Annotated in this window: 12 protein-coding genes and 1 pseudogene; 8 read left to right on the forward strand and 5 right to left on the reverse strand. The window is 52.4% G+C overall.

The genetic code is table 11. From position 1 onward, the window contains the following. The first annotated feature begins 437 nt into the window (after positions 1–437). The 5 genes and pseudogenes from KTQ42_RS24380 (at position 438) to KTQ42_RS20105 (ending at position 5,866) form a co-directional block, all read left to right on the forward strand. Positions 438–947 (forward strand): Crp/Fnr family transcriptional regulator, encoded by a 510-nt coding sequence (locus KTQ42_RS24380; RefSeq protein WP_217347374.1) that lies wholly within the window; start codon positions 438–440, stop codon positions 945–947. A 234-nt stretch (positions 948–1,181) separates the two neighbouring features. Then, positions 1,182–2,126 (forward strand): alpha/beta hydrolase, encoded by a 945-nt coding sequence (locus KTQ42_RS20090; protein ID WP_217347375.1) that lies wholly within the window; start codon positions 1,182–1,184, stop codon positions 2,124–2,126. Positions 2,127–2,468: 342 nt separating this feature from the next. Beyond that, entirely contained in the window at positions 2,469–3,194 is a 726-nt protein-coding gene (locus KTQ42_RS20095) for a Crp/Fnr family transcriptional regulator (RefSeq protein ID WP_217347376.1), read from the forward strand. Positions 3,195–3,447: 253 nt separating this feature from the next. Then, on the forward strand, positions 3,448–4,173 hold the full coding sequence (locus KTQ42_RS20100) for a Crp/Fnr family transcriptional regulator (protein ID WP_217347377.1): 726 nt from the start codon (positions 3,448–3,450) through the stop codon (positions 4,171–4,173). 507 nt (positions 4,174–4,680) lie between these two features. Next, a pseudogene (locus KTQ42_RS20105) lies at positions 4,681–5,866 on the forward strand (transposase). Positions 5,867–6,080: 214 nt separating this feature from the next. Here the strand turns inward: KTQ42_RS20105 and KTQ42_RS20110 are convergent. Next, the gene (locus KTQ42_RS20110; RefSeq protein ID WP_217347378.1) at positions 6,081–7,073 is read right to left on the reverse strand and encodes a class I SAM-dependent methyltransferase; all 993 of its coding nucleotides are present in this window, start codon (positions 7,071–7,073) and stop codon (positions 6,081–6,083) included. Positions 7,074–7,223: 150 nt separating this feature from the next. On the opposite strand from KTQ42_RS20110, the gene KTQ42_RS24070 reads away from it, so the two are divergent. Continuing rightward, the gene (locus KTQ42_RS24070) at positions 7,224–7,529 is read left to right on the forward strand and encodes a hypothetical protein (RefSeq protein ID WP_249223013.1); all 306 of its coding nucleotides are present in this window, start codon (positions 7,224–7,226) and stop codon (positions 7,527–7,529) included. Positions 7,530–7,630: 101 nt separating this feature from the next. Here KTQ42_RS24070 and KTQ42_RS20120 read toward each other — a convergent pair whose 3' ends face one another. The 4 genes from KTQ42_RS20120 to KTQ42_RS20135 form a co-directional block, all read right to left on the reverse strand. Further along, on the reverse strand, positions 7,631–8,617 hold the full coding sequence (locus KTQ42_RS20120) for an alpha/beta fold hydrolase (RefSeq protein ID WP_249223014.1): 987 nt from the start codon (positions 8,615–8,617) through the stop codon (positions 7,631–7,633). 371 nt (positions 8,618–8,988) lie between these two features. Next, positions 8,989–9,630: an HAD domain-containing protein gene (locus KTQ42_RS20125; RefSeq protein WP_217347381.1), complete on the reverse strand. Its 642-nt coding sequence runs from the start codon at positions 9,628–9,630 to the stop codon at positions 8,989–8,991. 174 nt (positions 9,631–9,804) lie between these two features. Next, complete coding sequence (locus KTQ42_RS20130; RefSeq protein ID WP_217347382.1) at positions 9,805–10,035, reverse strand: hypothetical protein; 231 nt, start codon at positions 10,033–10,035, stop codon at positions 9,805–9,807. 225 nt (positions 10,036–10,260) lie between these two features. After that, positions 10,261–12,210: an MHYT domain-containing protein gene (locus tag KTQ42_RS20135; RefSeq protein ID WP_249223015.1), complete on the reverse strand. Its 1,950-nt coding sequence runs from the start codon at positions 12,208–12,210 to the stop codon at positions 10,261–10,263. A gap of 1,924 nt (positions 12,211–14,134) precedes the next feature. Between KTQ42_RS20135 and KTQ42_RS20140 the strand changes: the two genes are divergently transcribed. Beyond that, entirely contained in the window at positions 14,135–14,518 is a 384-nt protein-coding gene (locus KTQ42_RS20140) for a cupin domain-containing protein (RefSeq protein WP_217347384.1), read from the forward strand. Between the two features lie 228 nt (positions 14,519–14,746). Beyond that, on the forward strand, positions 14,747–17,209 hold the full coding sequence (locus KTQ42_RS20145) for an EAL domain-containing protein (protein ID WP_217347385.1): 2,463 nt from the start codon (positions 14,747–14,749) through the stop codon (positions 17,207–17,209). Positions 17,210–17,799: the final 590 nt, after the last annotated feature.

A 17,799-nucleotide genomic window follows, 5' to 3' on the forward strand; every position in this document is an offset into this window, starting at 1 on the left:
CTTTCCTCTACGATAACAACTAGACAAGCTAACTCAGCGTTTCTTCATTAGCAAGCAGAGAACATTTAGTATCAGATCAGTTTTGAAGGGCAAGAAGCCATGGCCTATAGCATCAGAGACACACAACAGATAATTGACAGGACGAAAGACTGAAACCAAATCATCACGATTAAATCCATATTGCTCATATAAATTGATTTTTTAAATATTTATTAGGAGCTACGATGAGCATGCTTCCCCAGTCACCAGCCAACTGCTCAAACTTCCTCCTTTCGAAGCTGCCTGATTCGGACTATTAAGCCGCGCTTACGAATTTAGAATTTGTCGAGACGCCACTACATTTCATTTTGTCAGAGCGCAACGAACCTATTCACTATGCTTACTTTCCTCTGACTGGTGGGCACTGTCTCCTCACCACAATGTAAAACGGTACGCAGGTGGAAGCCGGCACCGTTGGCTATGAAGGCTTTTCGACGGTCGATCTCATTTTAGGCGGCGAATTTGCCATCGAAACCATCATATGCCGAATTCCGAGTACAGCTTTGAGAATGCCGGCAGATGCGTTCAGGCAATTGACCAAAGGCGAAACGCCGTTGCGGTATCTTTGCCTGCGCTACGTGCAAGCGTACTTAAGCATGGTGTCGCAATCGACGGCTTGTAACGCTCTTCATGGGGTGGAACATCGGTTGGCACGGTGGCTGTTACAAAGCCATGATCGAGTGCGACAGGACCAGTTCTTACTCACGCAGGAATATCTGGCTGCCATGCTCGGTGTGCATCGTCCCTCCGTCAGCATTGCTGCCAGCATATTGCAACGCGCCGGCATTATCGAATATAAACGGGGCCATATACATATTCTCAACCGACAAGGTTTGGAAGAGGCATCGTGTGAATGCTACGGGATCATTCGAAACCACTTTGAGCGCATTCTGGGACAAACGGTTTGACGGTTACGCCAAGGCAGTGGAAAGGTCAGCTTTTGGCCGAACTCGGAAGTTTGGAGTGGAGCCCTGTCCTGCGCGAGCTAGTATGAGTAAGCGGCAATCAATTGTCGGCAACGTAATGGCTGTATAGCTGTTTAGATCAGACCCGAAGTACACTCACGAAAAGCACTGACGAATAGACCGAAGCAGTGAAATTTCCGCCGCACATTACATCGTAACAAGACAAGGAGAAAAGCTATGCTTCATCCTCAAGCAAAGTTACTACTGGAGTTAATAGAGCGTGCCAACGTTCCGCCCATCCATACCCTTTTGCCTACTACTGCCCGCGATGCTTACCGTGAACGGCGGTTCTTCTCCCAGCCAGAGCCACCGCAGGTTGCAAGCGTAACTGATATACAGGCTGATGGGCCGCACGGTGCCATTCCGTTGCGTTCTTATCGCCCTTTAGGTAGCGCTGCTGTTACAGCCTTGCCAGTACTCATCTATTACCATGGGGGCGGCTGGGTAATTGGTGACCTTGATACGCATGACACCCTATGCCGCGAAATCGCAAACACATCGGGCTGCGCCGTAGTGGCGGTCGACTATCGCATGGCACCTGAGCATCCATTTCCTGCAGCAGTGGACGACTGCATCGCTGCGACGTACTGGGTGCAACGTAACGCGCAACAGCTTGCACTGGATGCGTCTCGCCTAGCAGTCGGGGGAGATAGCGCAGGTGGTAATCTCGCAGCGGTAGTGGCGCTAGCAGCCCGCGATGCGGGTGATCTATCGATTCAATTCCAGTTGCTTATATACCCTGCCACGGATGCCCGGCGCACTGCCGCGTCGCACGAAACAAATGGTCAAGGTTATTTGCTTACGCGCGATACAGTCACCTATTTTCATGACCATTACATATCCGATCCAGAGCACGATACCGACTGGCGCGCATCGCCGCTGCTCCGAGACGACCTAACGCAGCTCCCACCTGCTCTCGTTCTTACTGCAGGCTATGACCCGTTGCGTGACGAAGGGCTTGCTTACTCGCAGCGCTTGAGCGAGGCGGGAAACAGAGCCACACATATCTGCTTCGAGCGGCAAATTCATGGATTCATCACCATGGGCAAGGTCATTGACGAGGCAAACGCAGCCGTAGCGATCTGCGCTTCAGAACTTCGACGCGTATTGGCGCCTGAATAGCTTTCTTAGGAGAGGGAGTCGCTGCTTAGATGTGGCCTTTCTCTTGATTTACCGTTGGCCTCATATGGGGATGTCGCCGTTCGACCTAAAGCGGCCTTTCCTGCGAGCGGGAAGCGGACGTTTAGCCTTCCGCAACGATGAGTTCTATATGTCGGCAAATGTACCGACATTCGCGGGTCCCTTCCCTAAGATGTCGCCAGTAGTCTTCTAAGAGCGTCCGCTTAGCCCCTCCCCAAGCTGCTTTTTAGGTTTCTGCCAAGCCCCCTGATTCTCCTTGGCCCCTCATCAGGCTTCTGGTCTCTCGGTCAGTGCAATCGCACTCCCTTTCGCCAGGATGACGCCATGTCCACCACTTTTCCCCTTGCCCGCGCATGCGGCAGCTTGTTTCTCTCTTTGCTGCCGCAACAGGATTTCGAAAATCTACAGCCTCATCTTGAGCTGGTGAACCTGAAACTGAAGGATGTGATCTGCGAGCGGGGTCAGCCAATTCGTTATGTCTACTTCCCGTGCACCTGCGCCTTATCCGTTATCACCATCATGCAAGACGGTGGCGCGGTCGAAGTAGCGACGGTTGGCAATGAAGGCTTTTCGGGGATCGACATTGTTGTTGGGGCGGATGTTGCGATCAATACGACTGTCTGCCAAGTCGCCGGTAGCAGCTATCGCATGCGCACGACGACCTTCAAGGAATTGATCACGAAGAATGCGGCGCTGCGCGAGATCGCCATGACTTGCCTGCAGGCGTATCTTGGCCAAATGTCGCAATCTGTGGCGTGCAACCGGTTGCATCATGTTGAAGAACGCTTTGCCCGCTGGATTCTGCTTACCCACGATCGCGTCAGGAGCAACGAGTTTCACATCACCCAAGAGTTCATCGCCGTTATGCTGGGTGTGCATCGACCGTCTGTCAGTGTAGTAGCCGGTTCCTTCCAACAGGCTGGGATCATCCGCTACACGCGCGGTCACATGACGATTCTCGACCGCGAGAAATTAGAAGAAGCAGCGTGCGAATGTTATGCGGTGGTAGCCGCCCATTTCAACAAGCTGCTGGGCACAAAGCGTGGTTAGGAAGGCTGCCTGATTTGTAGCAGTTTCGACTTAAACTGCATTGAACGAATGTAACAAAATACTGTCGTATAAATAGCACTAGGACGGCGGCTTGTTTTTCTCCCGTCCCCTGCGCCTTTTCAGAGAGTGTAGTGGACAGCCTGGGCCACGAGCCTCCTCTCCAAAGACCTCATCTCAGGTCGAAGCCCATTGTTGATCTCAACGTCAGCTTTTCGTTTCCTCCCTAACGCAACTCCGTTAATAAGGAAACATTATGTCCATTACTCTGGCCCAAGGTCGGCAGTTTCATAATCATCTGCTAGCAAAGCTCACTGACGAACAATTCCGCCCCTTACTTTTCCTGTTTAATCTGGTAGAAAACAACGTGAAGGACGTCCTCGTACGTCAGGGGGATCCAATCCAATATGTTTATTTCCCTTGCTCTGGTGCTTACTCCTGCATGGTGGACATGGAAAACGGGTCCGGTGTGGAAGTCGGCACCGTCGGCAACGAAGGCTTTACCAATGTTGAAATGTTGATGGATGCCACGATTGCCATTGAGACTGTGGTATGCCAAGTCGCTGGTAGTAGCTTGCGGATCAGCGCAAATGATTTCCGGACGGCGATTGCCGACTCCCGAGCGCTAAACAAGCTCCTCAAATGCAGCGGGCAGGCTTATCTAGCCCAAGTGTCCCAATCGGTTGCCTGCAACCGGCTGCATAGCACCGATATCCGTTTTGCGCGCTGGCTGCTCATCACCCATGACCGGGTGCAGGGCGATGAATTCTTGATCACGCAGGAGTTCTTAGCCGCCATGCTGGGCGTACATCGGCCCAGTGTCAGCGTGGTGGCCGGGCTATTCCAACAGGCAGGGATGATCCAGTACACGCGTGGCCATATGAAAATACTGGATCGCGCCAAGCTGGAGGAATCGGCTTGCGAATGCTATGCCGTGGTACGAGGACAGTTTGAGCGCTTACTCGGCGTACCTCGGGGCTGACTTAGCAGTCGCGGTGCGATATGTTTACAGTTGACTCTGACATATAGCGTAACGAACAAAACTGAAGGGCCACTGCTGATTTATCAGTAGACAGACGTTAATAGATCACCAACTTCAGCTTCTGGCCGGCTGTCGCCAATGCTGGAGGACTAGACTCGACCCGATATAGATAGTCCGTATCGCTTTCGGTGATACTGGGAACGGCTGGCAGACAATTTCCAGTCAAAGCGGGACATGCACCCGCGGATTACGAATAAATCGACCCAAACACGCGATGTTCGCCGCTTTAGTTTCGAGTCCGCGGGTGTGCTTGCGCTCTTAAACGAATACTCAGGGTTCGCCGTCCGACCGGCTCACTATAGTGCCTTCGCAGAACGCAAGCTCGCACGCCCCGTTCCGACAACCTATCATTTTAGGAGGTGTTTGATGAACCCTCTGTCTGACTCTGGCAGCCCATTTTCTGCTTTCGTCGGCATCGATTGAACCGACACAAAGCATGATGTCTGTGTGCAGGCAGCCAACATTGACCAGCGCGAATTCACTTGCTTTCCACATCAAACCAACCGCATCGAAGAATGGGCATTGGGGATGCATCGTCGTTTCGGCGGTACGATCGCCATTGCGCTTGAGCTGGCCAAAGGGCGTATTGTCTATGCTCTGCAGAAATATGATTTCTTTGTGCTCTTTCCCATCAACTCATTCACCCTGGCGAAGATTGGGAAGCCTTTAAACCCAGCCGTGCCAAAGACAATCTCAGCGATGCAGAGCTTGCGCTGGAATTGCTGTTACGGCATGCCGATCGGTTTAGGCCTCTCAAGCCACAAAGTGTGGCAATGCGCACGCTGCTGACCTTGGTCGAGCAGCGGCGAGAACTAATTGGCGACAAGACCCGATTTACCAACCGGCTATGCAATACGTTGAAGCAATACTATCCGCAAGCGCTTGAGTGGTTCGAACAACGCGATACCGCGTTGTTCTGTGACTTCATTAGCCGCTGGCCAACCCTGATGGATGTCAAGCGCGCCCGGACGAGCACCTTGAAGGCATTCTTCAACGAGCATAATGCGCGGCGTGCCAAAATTGTTGAGGCGCGTATTGCGTCGATCAAGTCGGCATGCCCCTGACCTTGGACAAAGCTGTCGTCACGCCCTATCGCCTGCAGGCATGAGTGTTGATTGATCAATTGCGCATTACCTTGCAAGCCATCGATCGGTTTGATGAAGAAATCGCCTCGGTCGCGCCAACGCTCCCAGACTATGCACTGTTCAGTGTGTTGCCTAGAGCGGGTCCCTCCTTGGCACCTCGCCTGCTGGTTGCCTTTGGTGAGCAACGCGAACGGTTTGCAAATGCCAGTGAACTCCAGCGGTACTCTGGTGTAGCACCGGTTACCGAGCCCAGTGGCAAGAAGTGCTGGGTGCATTGGCGCTGGCAGTGCCCAACGTTTCTCCGACAAACCTTCGTGGAATGGGCCGGCCAGACCATCAATAAGTCCGCTTGGGCAGGCGCTTATTACTACCACCAACGTGCCAAGGGCAGCACTTACCAAGCAGCTGTTCGCGCTTTGGCATTCAAGTGGATCCGGATCCTCTACCGATGCTGGCAAACCAGAACGCCTTACGATGAAGCACAGTACCTCGACGCTCTGCGACAACGCCAATCGTCTCTATTTATGCTACTAACTCCATCGTCCTAAATCACTTGACGGACTACCTCAGGGCGTGAAGCGGCCGTTCAGCCGATACAGGCTTACGACTGCTTGGCACCATGAAGCAGCCGAGCCGTTGCGAAGTGTCGACTGGAGGCGGTAATGATTAGCGGCGCATATTACAATTTAGCTAAAAAATTCAGAGTTTTGCTTCGAGCATAAGATTAAACGGCGTTTGCGTAGCACGTCGAAAATGATTGAATCAACCTTCCATGACAACATCCCTCAGACGTGCCTCGCCAGCCTGCGCACCTAAGCAGGCGCCGACTTCCTGCGCGCGGGGAGCTGGTGTACAAATGAACGTCGACGCCGAATAGTAAATACGCCCTACTGGATTCAGATTTTCCTCCAAGCTGTCATTGGCAAACGGTTCAACAATTAACCAGATACCATCCGAGTTCAAGCTGACGCGTACATGAGCGGCCGCGCTGACCGCATCACCCATGTCATGCAAACAATCGAACATGGTGACGAGGTCGTAACTGTTCCCCGGGAAGTCCTGAGCCCGGGCGACTTCGAAGCTTCCACGACTGGCAACGCCCGCCTGCTCCGCTGCACTTCGTGCATGCTTAACTGACGGCGCATGGTAGTCGAAGCCTACAAACGTTGAAGCCGGATAGGCCTGCGCCATGATGATCGTCGAGGCACCATGCCCGCAGCCGACGTCGGCGACAAGAGCACCCGCTTTTAACTTGGCTTCGGCGCCGTCTAGTGCGGGAATCCAAGTCGATACCAGATTTGCCGCGTAGCCGGGCCGGAAAAAGCGCTCAGTGCCATGGAAAAGCGAGGCATCGTGCTCATGCCATCCCAATCCCAAGCCTGTACGCATTGCCTGCACTATCTTGGGAATTGCCTTGAATTGAGCGACTGCAATCTGGAATGCGCCGGGTACGAATGCCGGGCTGCCTTCCTCCGCCAATGCAAACGCCTGTTCTTCGCTGAGGCCAAACATATGTGTTCTGGCGTCATATTCGACATAACCGCTCGCTGCCTGCGCTGATAACCACTCACGGAGGTAACGTGCATCGGTACTAGTGCGGCGTGCGAGCTCATCGGCATCACATGGCCCGTTGGCAAGCGCCTTATAAAGCCCGAGCTGATCACCTACGACAACCGTCGCCGCATGCATGACCGCGCCCAGGTCACCAACAAAGCGCCCCATAAAGTCATTGAGCTTCTGCTCATTGATTGCCATCGAAGTCTCCTGCTGTATCAAGTTATCTGTTCTCGGCGGATTGGGCGCACAAATGGCGCCAACATCTTTTGCAAACGATTACTAACGGCTAATAGCGCGTAGGCCGGCTAACACGTGCGTTAGTAGTGACCTAACGCGATGAAGTGCCGCTTGCCCGAAAAACGGTTGATTCTGCCAGCTACGCTGTGGCTGAAAGACACGGACAACGCTGGGTTCAAAGCCGCACACAGTAACGGCCTGCCGTACATTGGCAACGTAGCTATCCCCCGGGAGGAGTTCGAAATCTTTTATGCAGTTATCCCTGGTAATCCACAAACTACCAGAGACGCAGGAAAGCGTCGTGCCGGCGGCATTCTCCATCCGCAGAAATTTGCTCGCATTGACTTCAATAAGCGCCTGGTCGAGATTGATGTTCATTTGAATTCTCCGCAACGGATCCCATCGGCGATGGGGTGAATTCATTGTCATCCGCCGGTGTGAAGCTGTCAGGAGGCACCAGTCCTACCGGCGCTTAACTTAAGGGACTTTGGAGTGCGCTTTATAGTATCCAAGTCCTATCAGCGTATCGGTGTTAGGCCTAAACCCGCCTCTCGAGCAATAACCACCGCCTTCGAACGGGTGTAAATCTCTAGCTTTGAAAAAATGCTGGTAATGTGGTTGCGCACTGTTTTCGGACTCAGTTCCAGCCGCGCGGCAATTTGATCGTTATCCATGCCTCGCGCAATAAGATCGAGCACTTCTGTTTCACGTGCGCTGAGTTGTGGGAAGGCAGGTTGCGCGGCGGCCAACGGACGCGATGGTGCGCCGGTACCAAAGAATTTTCGAAACTCCTCTACAAACTCAGTCCAGGATGGATCGCCTTTGATCAAGATGTGATTTCGATCTTCAAATGCAACCAACTTGGCGTGGGGTATTAGGCTCGCTGTCAGTCGTCCTTCGGCAAATGGAACAGAAGTGTCACCAGTGGAATGAGTCACAAGTGTCGGACAAGTAACGCGGGGGGCCAGATCGCGCACATCAATCCCTTGCATGGTTTGCAGTGCTGATGCAGCAACCCGACCGGATGAGGATTGCCGTTGTAACTCATTCCACCACTGCCACTGGTCAGAGTTTCCAGAAGGAATCAAAAGAGCGCTGAATATCTGGCGGAATGCCGCATGCTTCGTTCCCCAGCCGACCTCTACCATATGGTTCAATGCATCGATTTGCTCGATCTGCTCAGGGCGTAGATTGTGAATCCGAATACCTTTGACAAAGGCGCCATGCAGCATCAGCTTTTCTACGCGGTTAGCATGATGGGCTGTGTACGCAATAGCTAGTGGACCGCCTGCGGACATGCCAACCAAAGAAAACCGGTCAAGGCCGGCTGCGTCGACCACTGCTTCCAAGTCATTGACCCAAGCAGCAAAGGACATGTCTTCGACATTCCGTTCCGACAGGCCGTGGCCGCGCAGGTCATAACGGATGAATGTATGGTCGCGGGCAAACTCCTCCCAATAGGGAACCGTAATGGGATTGGTTGCATCGTGCTCGAGGTGAGTCATCCAACTGGCAGCACGTACCAGCGGGGGGCCGCTTCCCATCGTCGCGTACGCAATACGCGTCCCATCTGCGCTAGTACAAAACTGGATGTGCTGTCGCATATTGATCTGGCTACCAAGTGCTATTCACCAATGTACTCCTTTCAATGGGAGTGTGGGAGAGGCACTGGTGAACCAAGCTAGATTTTTTCTTATAGCATTTCGTGTCCATATTGAAGCGTGCTGATACAGTTACAGTGGATGTCTTCTGCCAACCCCGAAGCAGACGCTCGGACGAATGCTTTGAACGGCCGCTGCTGGCCGAAAGGGGTAGATGGAAGGCAAAGTCGTACTGACGCCTCGCCGATCCAGCATGTCCGACAAAAGGCGGCTTGCTACTCATTCTTCCAATCACCCAGCTTCTCTAGCGCAGACGCGATTGCCAGCTTGGCTTTAGGCGTCGAGATGCCGGTTCTGCTATTGACATGCACAAGCTGGGGCATGCCGGCGGGAAATGCACTGCGCTCGTCGTCGATGATCACGTAAGCATCCACGGCGATGTCGTGCTGGGCAACGTATGCCTGGATCGATTCCTCGCGGCCGACAGACGGATCCGTTACGCCAATTAGACGCTCGGCCAGCTTGGACGGGAGGATCGCGCGCAAGCTGCGGAGGCTGAGTCGGTGCCGCCAAGTCGAATGACATACAAGAACGACGTCCAGGTGCGGCTCAAGCAGCTCGACCAGAACAGCAGCCCAAATGAACCGCTGGTCCTCCGGGTCGCAGTAGATGCCGCCGGCTTCATCTTCGTAAGCGATGCCAGTCGGATGCAAGACTCCATCGATGCCGAAGAAGACAGCGCGGAGTCCGCGCCGCCCTGCTTCTTGCAATTTCAACCCGCTAGCGATGACAGTTTGTTGATAGTCAGACACTTTTTCATCGAGCGCGCTGCCTGCGAGTTCAATTTCGTCCGTCGCTTCAAAATTAAAGGCGAGCTGCTCCGGAGGCGCTTTTGAGGATTTTTTCGTGTTGCTCATGCATTGAGTGTAGCGAGTATTTCGTCCTGTTACACCGGCACGGCGTGCCGATGTTTCAAAAAGTTTTACGTCTCTTGAAACGTCTGTATTGGGCTGACATAGAGTCACGATGGGCCACACACGAGCGGCTGCTACATGCCTGAAGATCCAATCGGCCGCGGCCGGCTCCAGTTCCTAGCCGGCAATCGAGGCGCAGTCGTGGTACTGCTTCAGGGGGTTGTCCTCGCCCATTCCAAGAATGGCATTGATGGAGTATCCCCGTGCATCGAACTCTTTGCGATTCATCGCGCCGAGATCGTCGTGTGACGGATACGGGTGCGCGGCGTGCAACTCCTGCTTGATTTGCCGGGCCTTGTGGTCTCGTATGAAGACGGCGTGAAACCATCGCGCGCTGCAGTGTTGCATGCTTTCTCCGTGTCCAACAAATGGTCGGTTATTCGCCAAAAGTTGCCGAGGCTACCGTCCCAGAACGACCCATATTAGCCATTCCGCCCTATCCTTTGGGTGTCTGCTTTGGAGCCAACTCCGGCAGTAGCAACCAGTTAGCGCCGACCTGACACGCTCGATGAAGACGCTAGGCCGAAAATCTATCATCGTCCTACTGACGGGTTGGTCAGCAATGTGATGAATTCAATTAGCGGCTCTACTATTACTTCGGGAAATCCCTATTTGGCCACGCTTAGCAACGTCTAAGATTTTCTGCACCAGTTCAGACGGCTCGATGGGTTTAGTCAAGTAAGCAGTAAATCCAGCCTGAAGCGCACGTGCTTGGTCATCGCCTCGTGCAAAAGCAGTTAGAGCGATGGCCGGTACGGTACTGGCACGCTTATCGAGAAGGGCACGTATACAACGAAGTAGTTCAAAACCATCCATATTTGGCATGCCAATGTCACTTACGATGACATCCGGCAATTTCCTTTGGATTATTGACAGGCCGTCCTTCGCATTTGACGCAGTCAATGTTCTCGCACCGCACTCCCCAAGAAGATGCCTAACGACTTCAAGCGCATCAGGTTCATCGTCAATAACGAGCACTGTCATTCCTGACAGGTCAACCGGCTTAAAGCCGGCCCGCTCGCTTTCTGGTACCCGGTATTCACGACTACCCGCCGGCCGGGTAGTCGCATTTCCTTGCCGAGGCAAGCCGAGCACAAAGGTCGTGCCTGTGTTCTCGCCATCACTCTCTGCGCGTATCCACCCACCATGCAGTTCTACCAGTTGCTTAACAATGGCCAAGCCAAGTCCCAAGCCACCATAGCGACGTGTAGTCGAGGCATCTGCTTGGCGAAATCGGTCGAAAACGTACGGCAAAAAGACCGGATCAATGCCGATGCCGGAATCATTTACTTTAATGAGAATTTCATGATCGGACGCCTCCAAAAGGACCCGAATCCTACCCTCCCTCGGGGTGAACTTGACCGCATTGGAAAGTAGGTTCCACATCACTTGCTGGAGGCGATTCTGATCGCCGGACATATGACCGGCATCGACAGCCAAGAGCTTTTCCAGCCGTATCTGCTTTGCAAGGGCTGCGGGACGAATGGTGTCCATTGCCGCCTCAATGAACGTTACAGGGTTGGCTTGTTGCACGTCCAGGGTGATTTTCCCGGAAATGATCTTACTCATATCCAGCAAGTCATCAATGAGCTTTGCCTGGGCACGGGCATTGCGCTCAATGGTATCAAGCCCTTTGATCAGCGTTGCTTCATCCTTTGTGGCTCCCCTCAAGATTTGGGACCAGCCGAGAATGGCCGACAAGGGGGTACGCAGTTCGTGTGAAAGTGTCGCCAGAAACTCGTCTTTCAGCACGTTCATCCGCTCGGCCTGTTGCCGGGCAGACCGCTCACCGTTCAACAGTGCCTGTCTTTCCTCCGCTATAGCCTGGGAAGTTGCCAAGCCTTGCGCACTTGATGCAAGCCGCGCGTCAAATATCGAAGTCAGGAGGGCAATAGTCAAGACGGCACCGGTAACAATGATTACCAAGACGGCAAGTCCATCCTGGTTGAAGCCATCTCGTGCCGCCATACAGATGCTGCCTGAAGGAAAGCTCGCCGCTGCCATCCCGGTGTAGTGCATGCCGACTATGGCAAACCCCATTACCACGGCCGCCACTGCACGCAGCATGTGCGCATGTTGTATCCGTCGCTGTAACTTAAAGGCAATCCATAACGCGGCACCTGACGCCAAGATCGCAATGGTAATAGATGCGACGACTAACCACGCATCGTATTCAATTCCAGGCTGCATACGCATCGCCGCCATACCGGAATAGTGCATAGTGACAATGCCGATACCCATAAGCACGGCTCCAGCAGCCAGCCCTTTAACTGGCAGCTTTGGCTGGCTGGCTTGCCATAATGCCAAACCGGAAACCAGCACAGGAAGCGTCAGCGAGAACACCGTCAGGCCCAGATCGTAACCCACCGCGATCGGAAGACGAAATGCCAGCATGCCGATGAAATGCATTGACCAGATACCAATCCCCATCGCAATCGCACCACCGGCAATCCACCAGCGCGCAATATTTCCTGCCGAGTGCGTCACCCGGTCCGCAAGTCTGAGCGCGGTATAGGACGCCAAGATTGATACCAGTATAGAACTCAGTACCAGCGAAGCTTCGTAGTCAACAGCTAACATCGTCGGATTTAGGCGCAATGCATTTCGCGATGAATATAGGTAAATCCTATTATCTCACCTAACTACAGAATAATGCTTCTCCCAGTCAATATAGCAAGAGAGGCCGCTGCTCTTTACCGGCGAACACACCGGGTGAGCGTTCTCACCTCCATTAATGCCAAAGGGGTGGGAAAAAGCATGTCCTTGAAGCTTGCTGTTAATTATTATTAAACACGCTTACTACCGTTCTGCAAATGGCCGCTGTACGCCGCATACCTGCCATTCGACTCGTTCCGTCGAGTGACTGAAAGTGGCCGAACCCAGACGATCACGCGGGCTAAAAATTTTGGTTAAATCTCACACTCCCGTTCAGATGAACTTTTAGCTTCTACAACTTATTGAGAAATCCGCGACCCTTACAAATCGGATCGGTGGCGTAAGTGTCCAAAAGGCACTATGCTTTCGGCACACCGTTGTGAAATACGTCGAAAGCCCGCACCCGCGGGCTTTTTCTACCTGTGGATTTATTTCCGTATGTAACAGCTGTAAGCAGCCTCCATAATTCCACCCAACCTAAAGTGTCTTCAATATATTTGAATTCTGGTGCGCTTGCTCAGGCGCTGAAGCTACCGGACCGACCACTGGGTGCTCCATCCCTGCTCCCTTTGCCGATAGTGATAAGACCGGGTTAGCGCCGGTCACCGACTCACCTCGGTTCCTTGTGAACCGAGGCTTTTTGGATTCGCATTCGCCAATCAGCCGGCGTGTGGTTTTAAGTGCACAAAGCGTGGCGCTGTATCTGTATTCTGATCTTTCTCAAACAAGACAAGAGGCTCAAGCAGATATTGAAGTCATTGCATTGCTGTTTTGAGTGGAGTTCATCATGGACCGGCTCAGCAAACCGTCAGACGAATGGATTCGCGATTGGATAGCCAGGGGAGCAGTTCAACGGCATTTGCCTCCTGATCCAGCAGAGACCCGACGGCAGTGTGAGAAGCAGTTACAAGAGCAGAAGTATCAGGAGTGGCGCCTGCGGTTGGTTTAGCCCTGCGTCGAATCCAACAAGGTTCGGTATCGTCACGAAGTCCATAAGCCCTGAACGTGCAAGCGTCAGGGCTTTTTGCTTTCTGGAGCTCGCCATGAGTATCAGTCAAAAGCAACCGACCAAGCAGCAGGTAAAAAAGTCCATGGAAGGGCGACAGCGAGAGCGCAAGCCGCCGCCCGATCCAAAGCAACTCCGCTGTGAACTTGGTTGAGACCTTATCGAACCTCAGCGCGCGGACCAGGCGAGGCGGCAATGAGCGCGCTGGCCATCTGGCTCTACTTATGGGGCCTGTGGCTTCCCAAGGCACCTAAGAAGAATTTAAAGCCCCCTGAAACCAAGAGCACTTTGGCTTGACGGTTGCACCAGCGCATGCCGGGACTGTGCCCCGGTACCACCCGCGGCCAGCCGTCAAGCCTAAGTACGTTGAAACGTGTCTCCTCCATGTCGCAGGCATGGGATGGGATTGGTATAAGGGACGATAAACGAACGCAGGATGGTCAGCTATAGCTTTGGATGGGAGGCGAAAGTTCGACTCGTTGCGGCTCGTCAGCCGAATTTCGTGAAGGTCTCATCATAGCGCAAGACCGGACCTCCTAAACTAACCTGCCAAAGGAAATCCATGGCCAACTCGCGCCCTTCGCTGACCAGCTATTTTACTCAAAAGGTTGTTAACTGCTCTTGCTGTCCCTTTCCGGCTAGCATGCTTGACCTTACGACTGCTTATCCTATCCTGGTTAGGTAGCCGTCCAAGCTATCTGGCCAATCAGGTCAGTGGCTTCGCTTTTCATGCGGTTGCACTTTACTTTTGGAATCGAGCATATTTCTTCTAGCAAGGAGAAAATCATGAGTGCCATACTTGAAAGACACAGCTTGGTCCGCAAGCCTGCTACCCAGCCTGATGAAACCAGGCCATTTGTTGACAGCAAGGGGAAAATGCAAATTTATGAACTGGGAGACCACATTATTGGCCGGGGAGAATTCGAGCCGGGTTGGAAATGGAGTCAGCACGTAAAGCCGATTGCCGGGACGGACTCCTGTAAAGCCGCCCATACCGGGTTGATCCTTCAAGGCAGGATGGTGGTGCAGATGGATGATGGCTCACAGCTTGAATATGGGCCAAACGACTTTTTTTACATGCCGCCTGGTCATGATGCGTGGATAGTCGGCGATGAACGTTGCATTGTTATTGATGTGACGGGCGTCGCAAAATATGCAAAGCCTCATTAACACGCAACCAGAATGACGTCCGACGTTTTAAGTTTAAAGAACATCAACTGCTGGCTGGTCTAAGCTTGAACGAGCAACGATGCTCTGACTAGCCGGTCATCAACGCTATGGATAGCTGCTTAGGGCATCTGTCTGTTAGCGTTCAAAACCGACCTTAAAAGGAAGTAGCGCTTTCAACACAAGACAGACTATTGACATCCAAAGTTAGTACGTTGCAGCACATCCACTATGTCTTTAACGAGAAGAAAATTCTCCCGCACGGCACAAGCAATCGCATCGGCACAAATGTCCGTGTGGGAGGCGTCCATTGTCAATGGACAGGTGACTCAAGGCGAAGTGCTGTGGACGGGCACAGGTAGTGAAGTTATCGGCAAAAAGGGACGTCTGTTTCGACAGAAATATGCCGATTTCATTGCAATGGTGCATCCCGAAGATCGCAAAACAGTTCACGAGAGCCAGCAGGCAGCGGTTGGGGTCATGTCCGAATACCAGTTGGAGTTTCGGATAAAACGCGACGATACACTGATTTACTGGTTATGCGTCAAAGCGCAAGTTCAGACTGACGAAAATGGGGCCGCAGTTCGAACGCTAGGTATTGTCTGGAATATTACAGAACAAAAACGGCTTCACGAAAATCTCTCCCTCGCAGTTGAGGCTGCAAAAATGGCCCTATGGGAATCCGAAATTAAAAGTGGCAAAGTCTATTGGTCCGGTCAGGGCGCTAGCCTTCTCGGTTTCAGTGCAGAGCCTTTTGAGTCATCATTTGATCAGTTTCTTGGCTATATTCATCCGCAGGATAGAGGAAGAATTTGGCATAGCTTCCAGAACGCCATACAGCAGCAAAAACGTTATCACATCGAATATCGCGTTACATGGCCGGACCAGTCAGTACACTGGATCGAAGCAAAAGGCGAAGTGTACGCGGATACATACGGGCAGCCCGAACGCACACTCGGCATTCTCGCTGACGTTACTTCCAAGAAGAATACTGAAATTGCTTTAGCGGAACAGAGGGATCTTGCCGAAACGACTCTACACTCGATCGCCGATGCCGTCATCACTACTGACAACCTCGGCCTTGTGCTTCAACTGAACCGGGCTGCAGAAGATATGGTTGGCTGGCCGGCTGAAACGGCAGTCGGAAAGCCGGTTGAAGAGGTGTTACATTTAACTAGCGAAGAAAATGGCAAGGCGGTCGAAAACCTTGTTGCTCGGTGTTTAGCTAGTGGAAGAGCCGTTTCTATCCCCGCCGATACCGTCATGGTTTCGCGCAATGGGAGGCAAATCGCCGTCACGGACTCTTTGGCGCCGATTTATTCCCATGACGGGACCGTTCTCGGCACCGTTCTGGTACTCCATGATGTCAGTCATGAACGTCAGTTGACACACGAGCTGTCATGGCAAGCAAGCCATGACACGCTGACTGGCCTGATCAACAGGCGCGAGTTCGAAGTACAGCTTGGTGAGGCGCTCGCTAATGCGAAGGTATCGGATGCAGTCCATGCGCTTCTCTTCCTGGACCTTGATCAGTTTAAAGTGGTCAATGACCTATGCGGCCATGGCGCTGGTGACGAATTGCTCAGGCAGCTAGCCTCGGTGTTGCAATCGTTCATGCGCGGCAGTGATACGCTTGCTCGGCTCGGCGGTGATGAGTTAGCCGTATTGCTGCGAAACTGCTCACTTGCGACAGCAAAGTATTTGTCCGACAAGTTGCGCCAAGCAGTCAAAGACTTTCATTTTTTTTGGAATAACGAGCGTCTTGAAGTAAGCATTAGCATTGGCCTCGCGGCTGTGACCGCACAGAGCTTATCAGTTACCGAGGTAATGGCCTGTGCTGACAAGGCGTGTTACCTTGCAAAAGAACAAGGCCGCGATCGCGTACATGTCTTTGAAGCGAACGATATCAGGCTGGTGCAACGGCAGCGGGAAATGCAGTGGATCGCCCGGCTGAACCACGCACTACAGCAGAATAATTTTAAGCTCTGTGTCCAGCCAATCATGAGCCTCAAAGACGGCACTAGCGCGCATGCAGAGGTACTTATTCGAATGCTGGGAGAAGACAACGAAATCATTCCACCTGGAGCCTTTATCCCCGCGGCCGAGCGTTACAACCTTATGCCGGCAATAGACAAGTGGGTCATCGAAACTTGCTTTCGCTATATGAGCCAACCGCATAGGAAGCGACAACCAGATTGCGAGACGCCTGATCCGATACTGTCTCACTGCTTGTCAATCAACCTATCGGGCGGATCGCTCAACGATGATCATCTGGTTCCGTTTATTGCGAAACAACTTCAACGCCACGCAGTTGATCCTACGCGCATCTGCTTTGAAATTACCGAGACTGCTGCGATACGCAACTTTCCAAAAGCGAAAAAGTTTGTCAATGAAATTAAGAAAATGGGTTGTCTTTTTTCCTTGGACGATTTTGGCACGGGCCTGTCTTCGTTTTCCTATTTGAAAAATTTTCCTGTGGATTACCTGAAGATTGATGGCAGCTTTATCAAACAGCTCTCCAGAGATAATGTTGATCGGGCGATGGTGGCATCCATTAACGAAATAGGCCATGTAATGGGCATAAAGACAGTGGCGGAATTCGTCGAAGATGAGGCTATATTAGAAATGCTCCGCAGTATCGGCATCGACTTTGCCCAAGGAATCGCTGTAGGAGAACCCAGGATTTTAGATTAGTGCAGCCTGATGAAAATTGGCGCTTCTGACCTACTCCGGGCACTCGCAGATGTCTCGACTCCCTACACCCAATGCCAAGAAAAAGATTTTATTTCCCAAAATGGGCCACTACAGTCGTCTCTCAAAGTTAATTGACAGAATAATAGCTGCGGACTAGCGGCCTGAATGCCTTCACCCGTCCTGATTGCAGCTTCGACGGTACCAATGCGGTAGCGAGCAATTTCGTGGCTACGACGCGCCGCGAGATATGGGTCAGCACTTGCTATTTATAGTTATAATTTAAAAAAACCAATGCTTGGCAAAAAGACGGTCGCTTCGTCGAACACATGTTGTCGTTTCGAACTCAAATCTGTGAGGGTGTGCAATATTGTGTTAAGCGGACGGCTACTTTCGTTTGTTGAAGGACTGCTTGTAGCCGAACCCAGATCATTTGACGGGCTAAAATTTAGATTAGATCTGACAGTTATTGCTCGATGAAGTCTAGGCCATTACATATAAGATGCTTCTTATTTTTGCATTTTCGGTCCCGCTTTGCCTCCATCTCATGCGTATGATTGTTCCAGCCGCAATGATGCTTACTCCTGAAAATC

The sequence above is a fragment of the Noviherbaspirillum sp. L7-7A genome (assembly GCF_019052805.1).
In the GTDB taxonomy this organism is placed as follows: Bacteria; Pseudomonadota; Gammaproteobacteria; order Burkholderiales; family Burkholderiaceae_D; genus Noviherbaspirillum_A.

Excerpts from the sequence above, each read along its gene's own strand:
- KTQ42_RS20090 (WP_217347375.1), top strand. The coding sequence starts at position 1,182 with ATGCTTCATCCTCAAGCAAAGTTACTACTGGAGTTAATAGAGCGTGCC.
- KTQ42_RS20095 (WP_217347376.1), top strand. The coding sequence starts at position 2,469 with ATGTCCACCACTTTTCCCCTTGCCCGCGCATGCGGCAGCTTGTTTCTC.
- KTQ42_RS20100 (WP_217347377.1), top strand. The coding sequence starts at position 3,448 with ATGTCCATTACTCTGGCCCAAGGTCGGCAGTTTCATAATCATCTGCTA.
- KTQ42_RS20110 (WP_217347378.1), bottom strand. The coding sequence starts at position 7,073 with ATGGCAATCAATGAGCAGAAGCTCAATGACTTTATGGGGCGCTTTGTT.
- KTQ42_RS20120 (WP_249223014.1), bottom strand. The coding sequence starts at position 8,617 with ATGACTCACCTCGAGCACGATGCAACCAATCCCATTACGGTTCCCTAT.
- KTQ42_RS20125 (WP_217347381.1), bottom strand. The coding sequence starts at position 9,630 with ATGAGCAACACGAAAAAATCCTCAAAAGCGCCTCCGGAGCAGCTCGCC.
- KTQ42_RS20130 (WP_217347382.1), bottom strand. The coding sequence starts at position 10,035 with ATGCAACACTGCAGCGCGCGATGGTTTCACGCCGTCTTCATACGAGAC.
- KTQ42_RS20140 (WP_217347384.1), top strand. The coding sequence starts at position 14,135 with ATGAGTGCCATACTTGAAAGACACAGCTTGGTCCGCAAGCCTGCTACC.
- KTQ42_RS20145 (WP_217347385.1), top strand. The coding sequence starts at position 14,747 with ATGTCTTTAACGAGAAGAAAATTCTCCCGCACGGCACAAGCAATCGCA.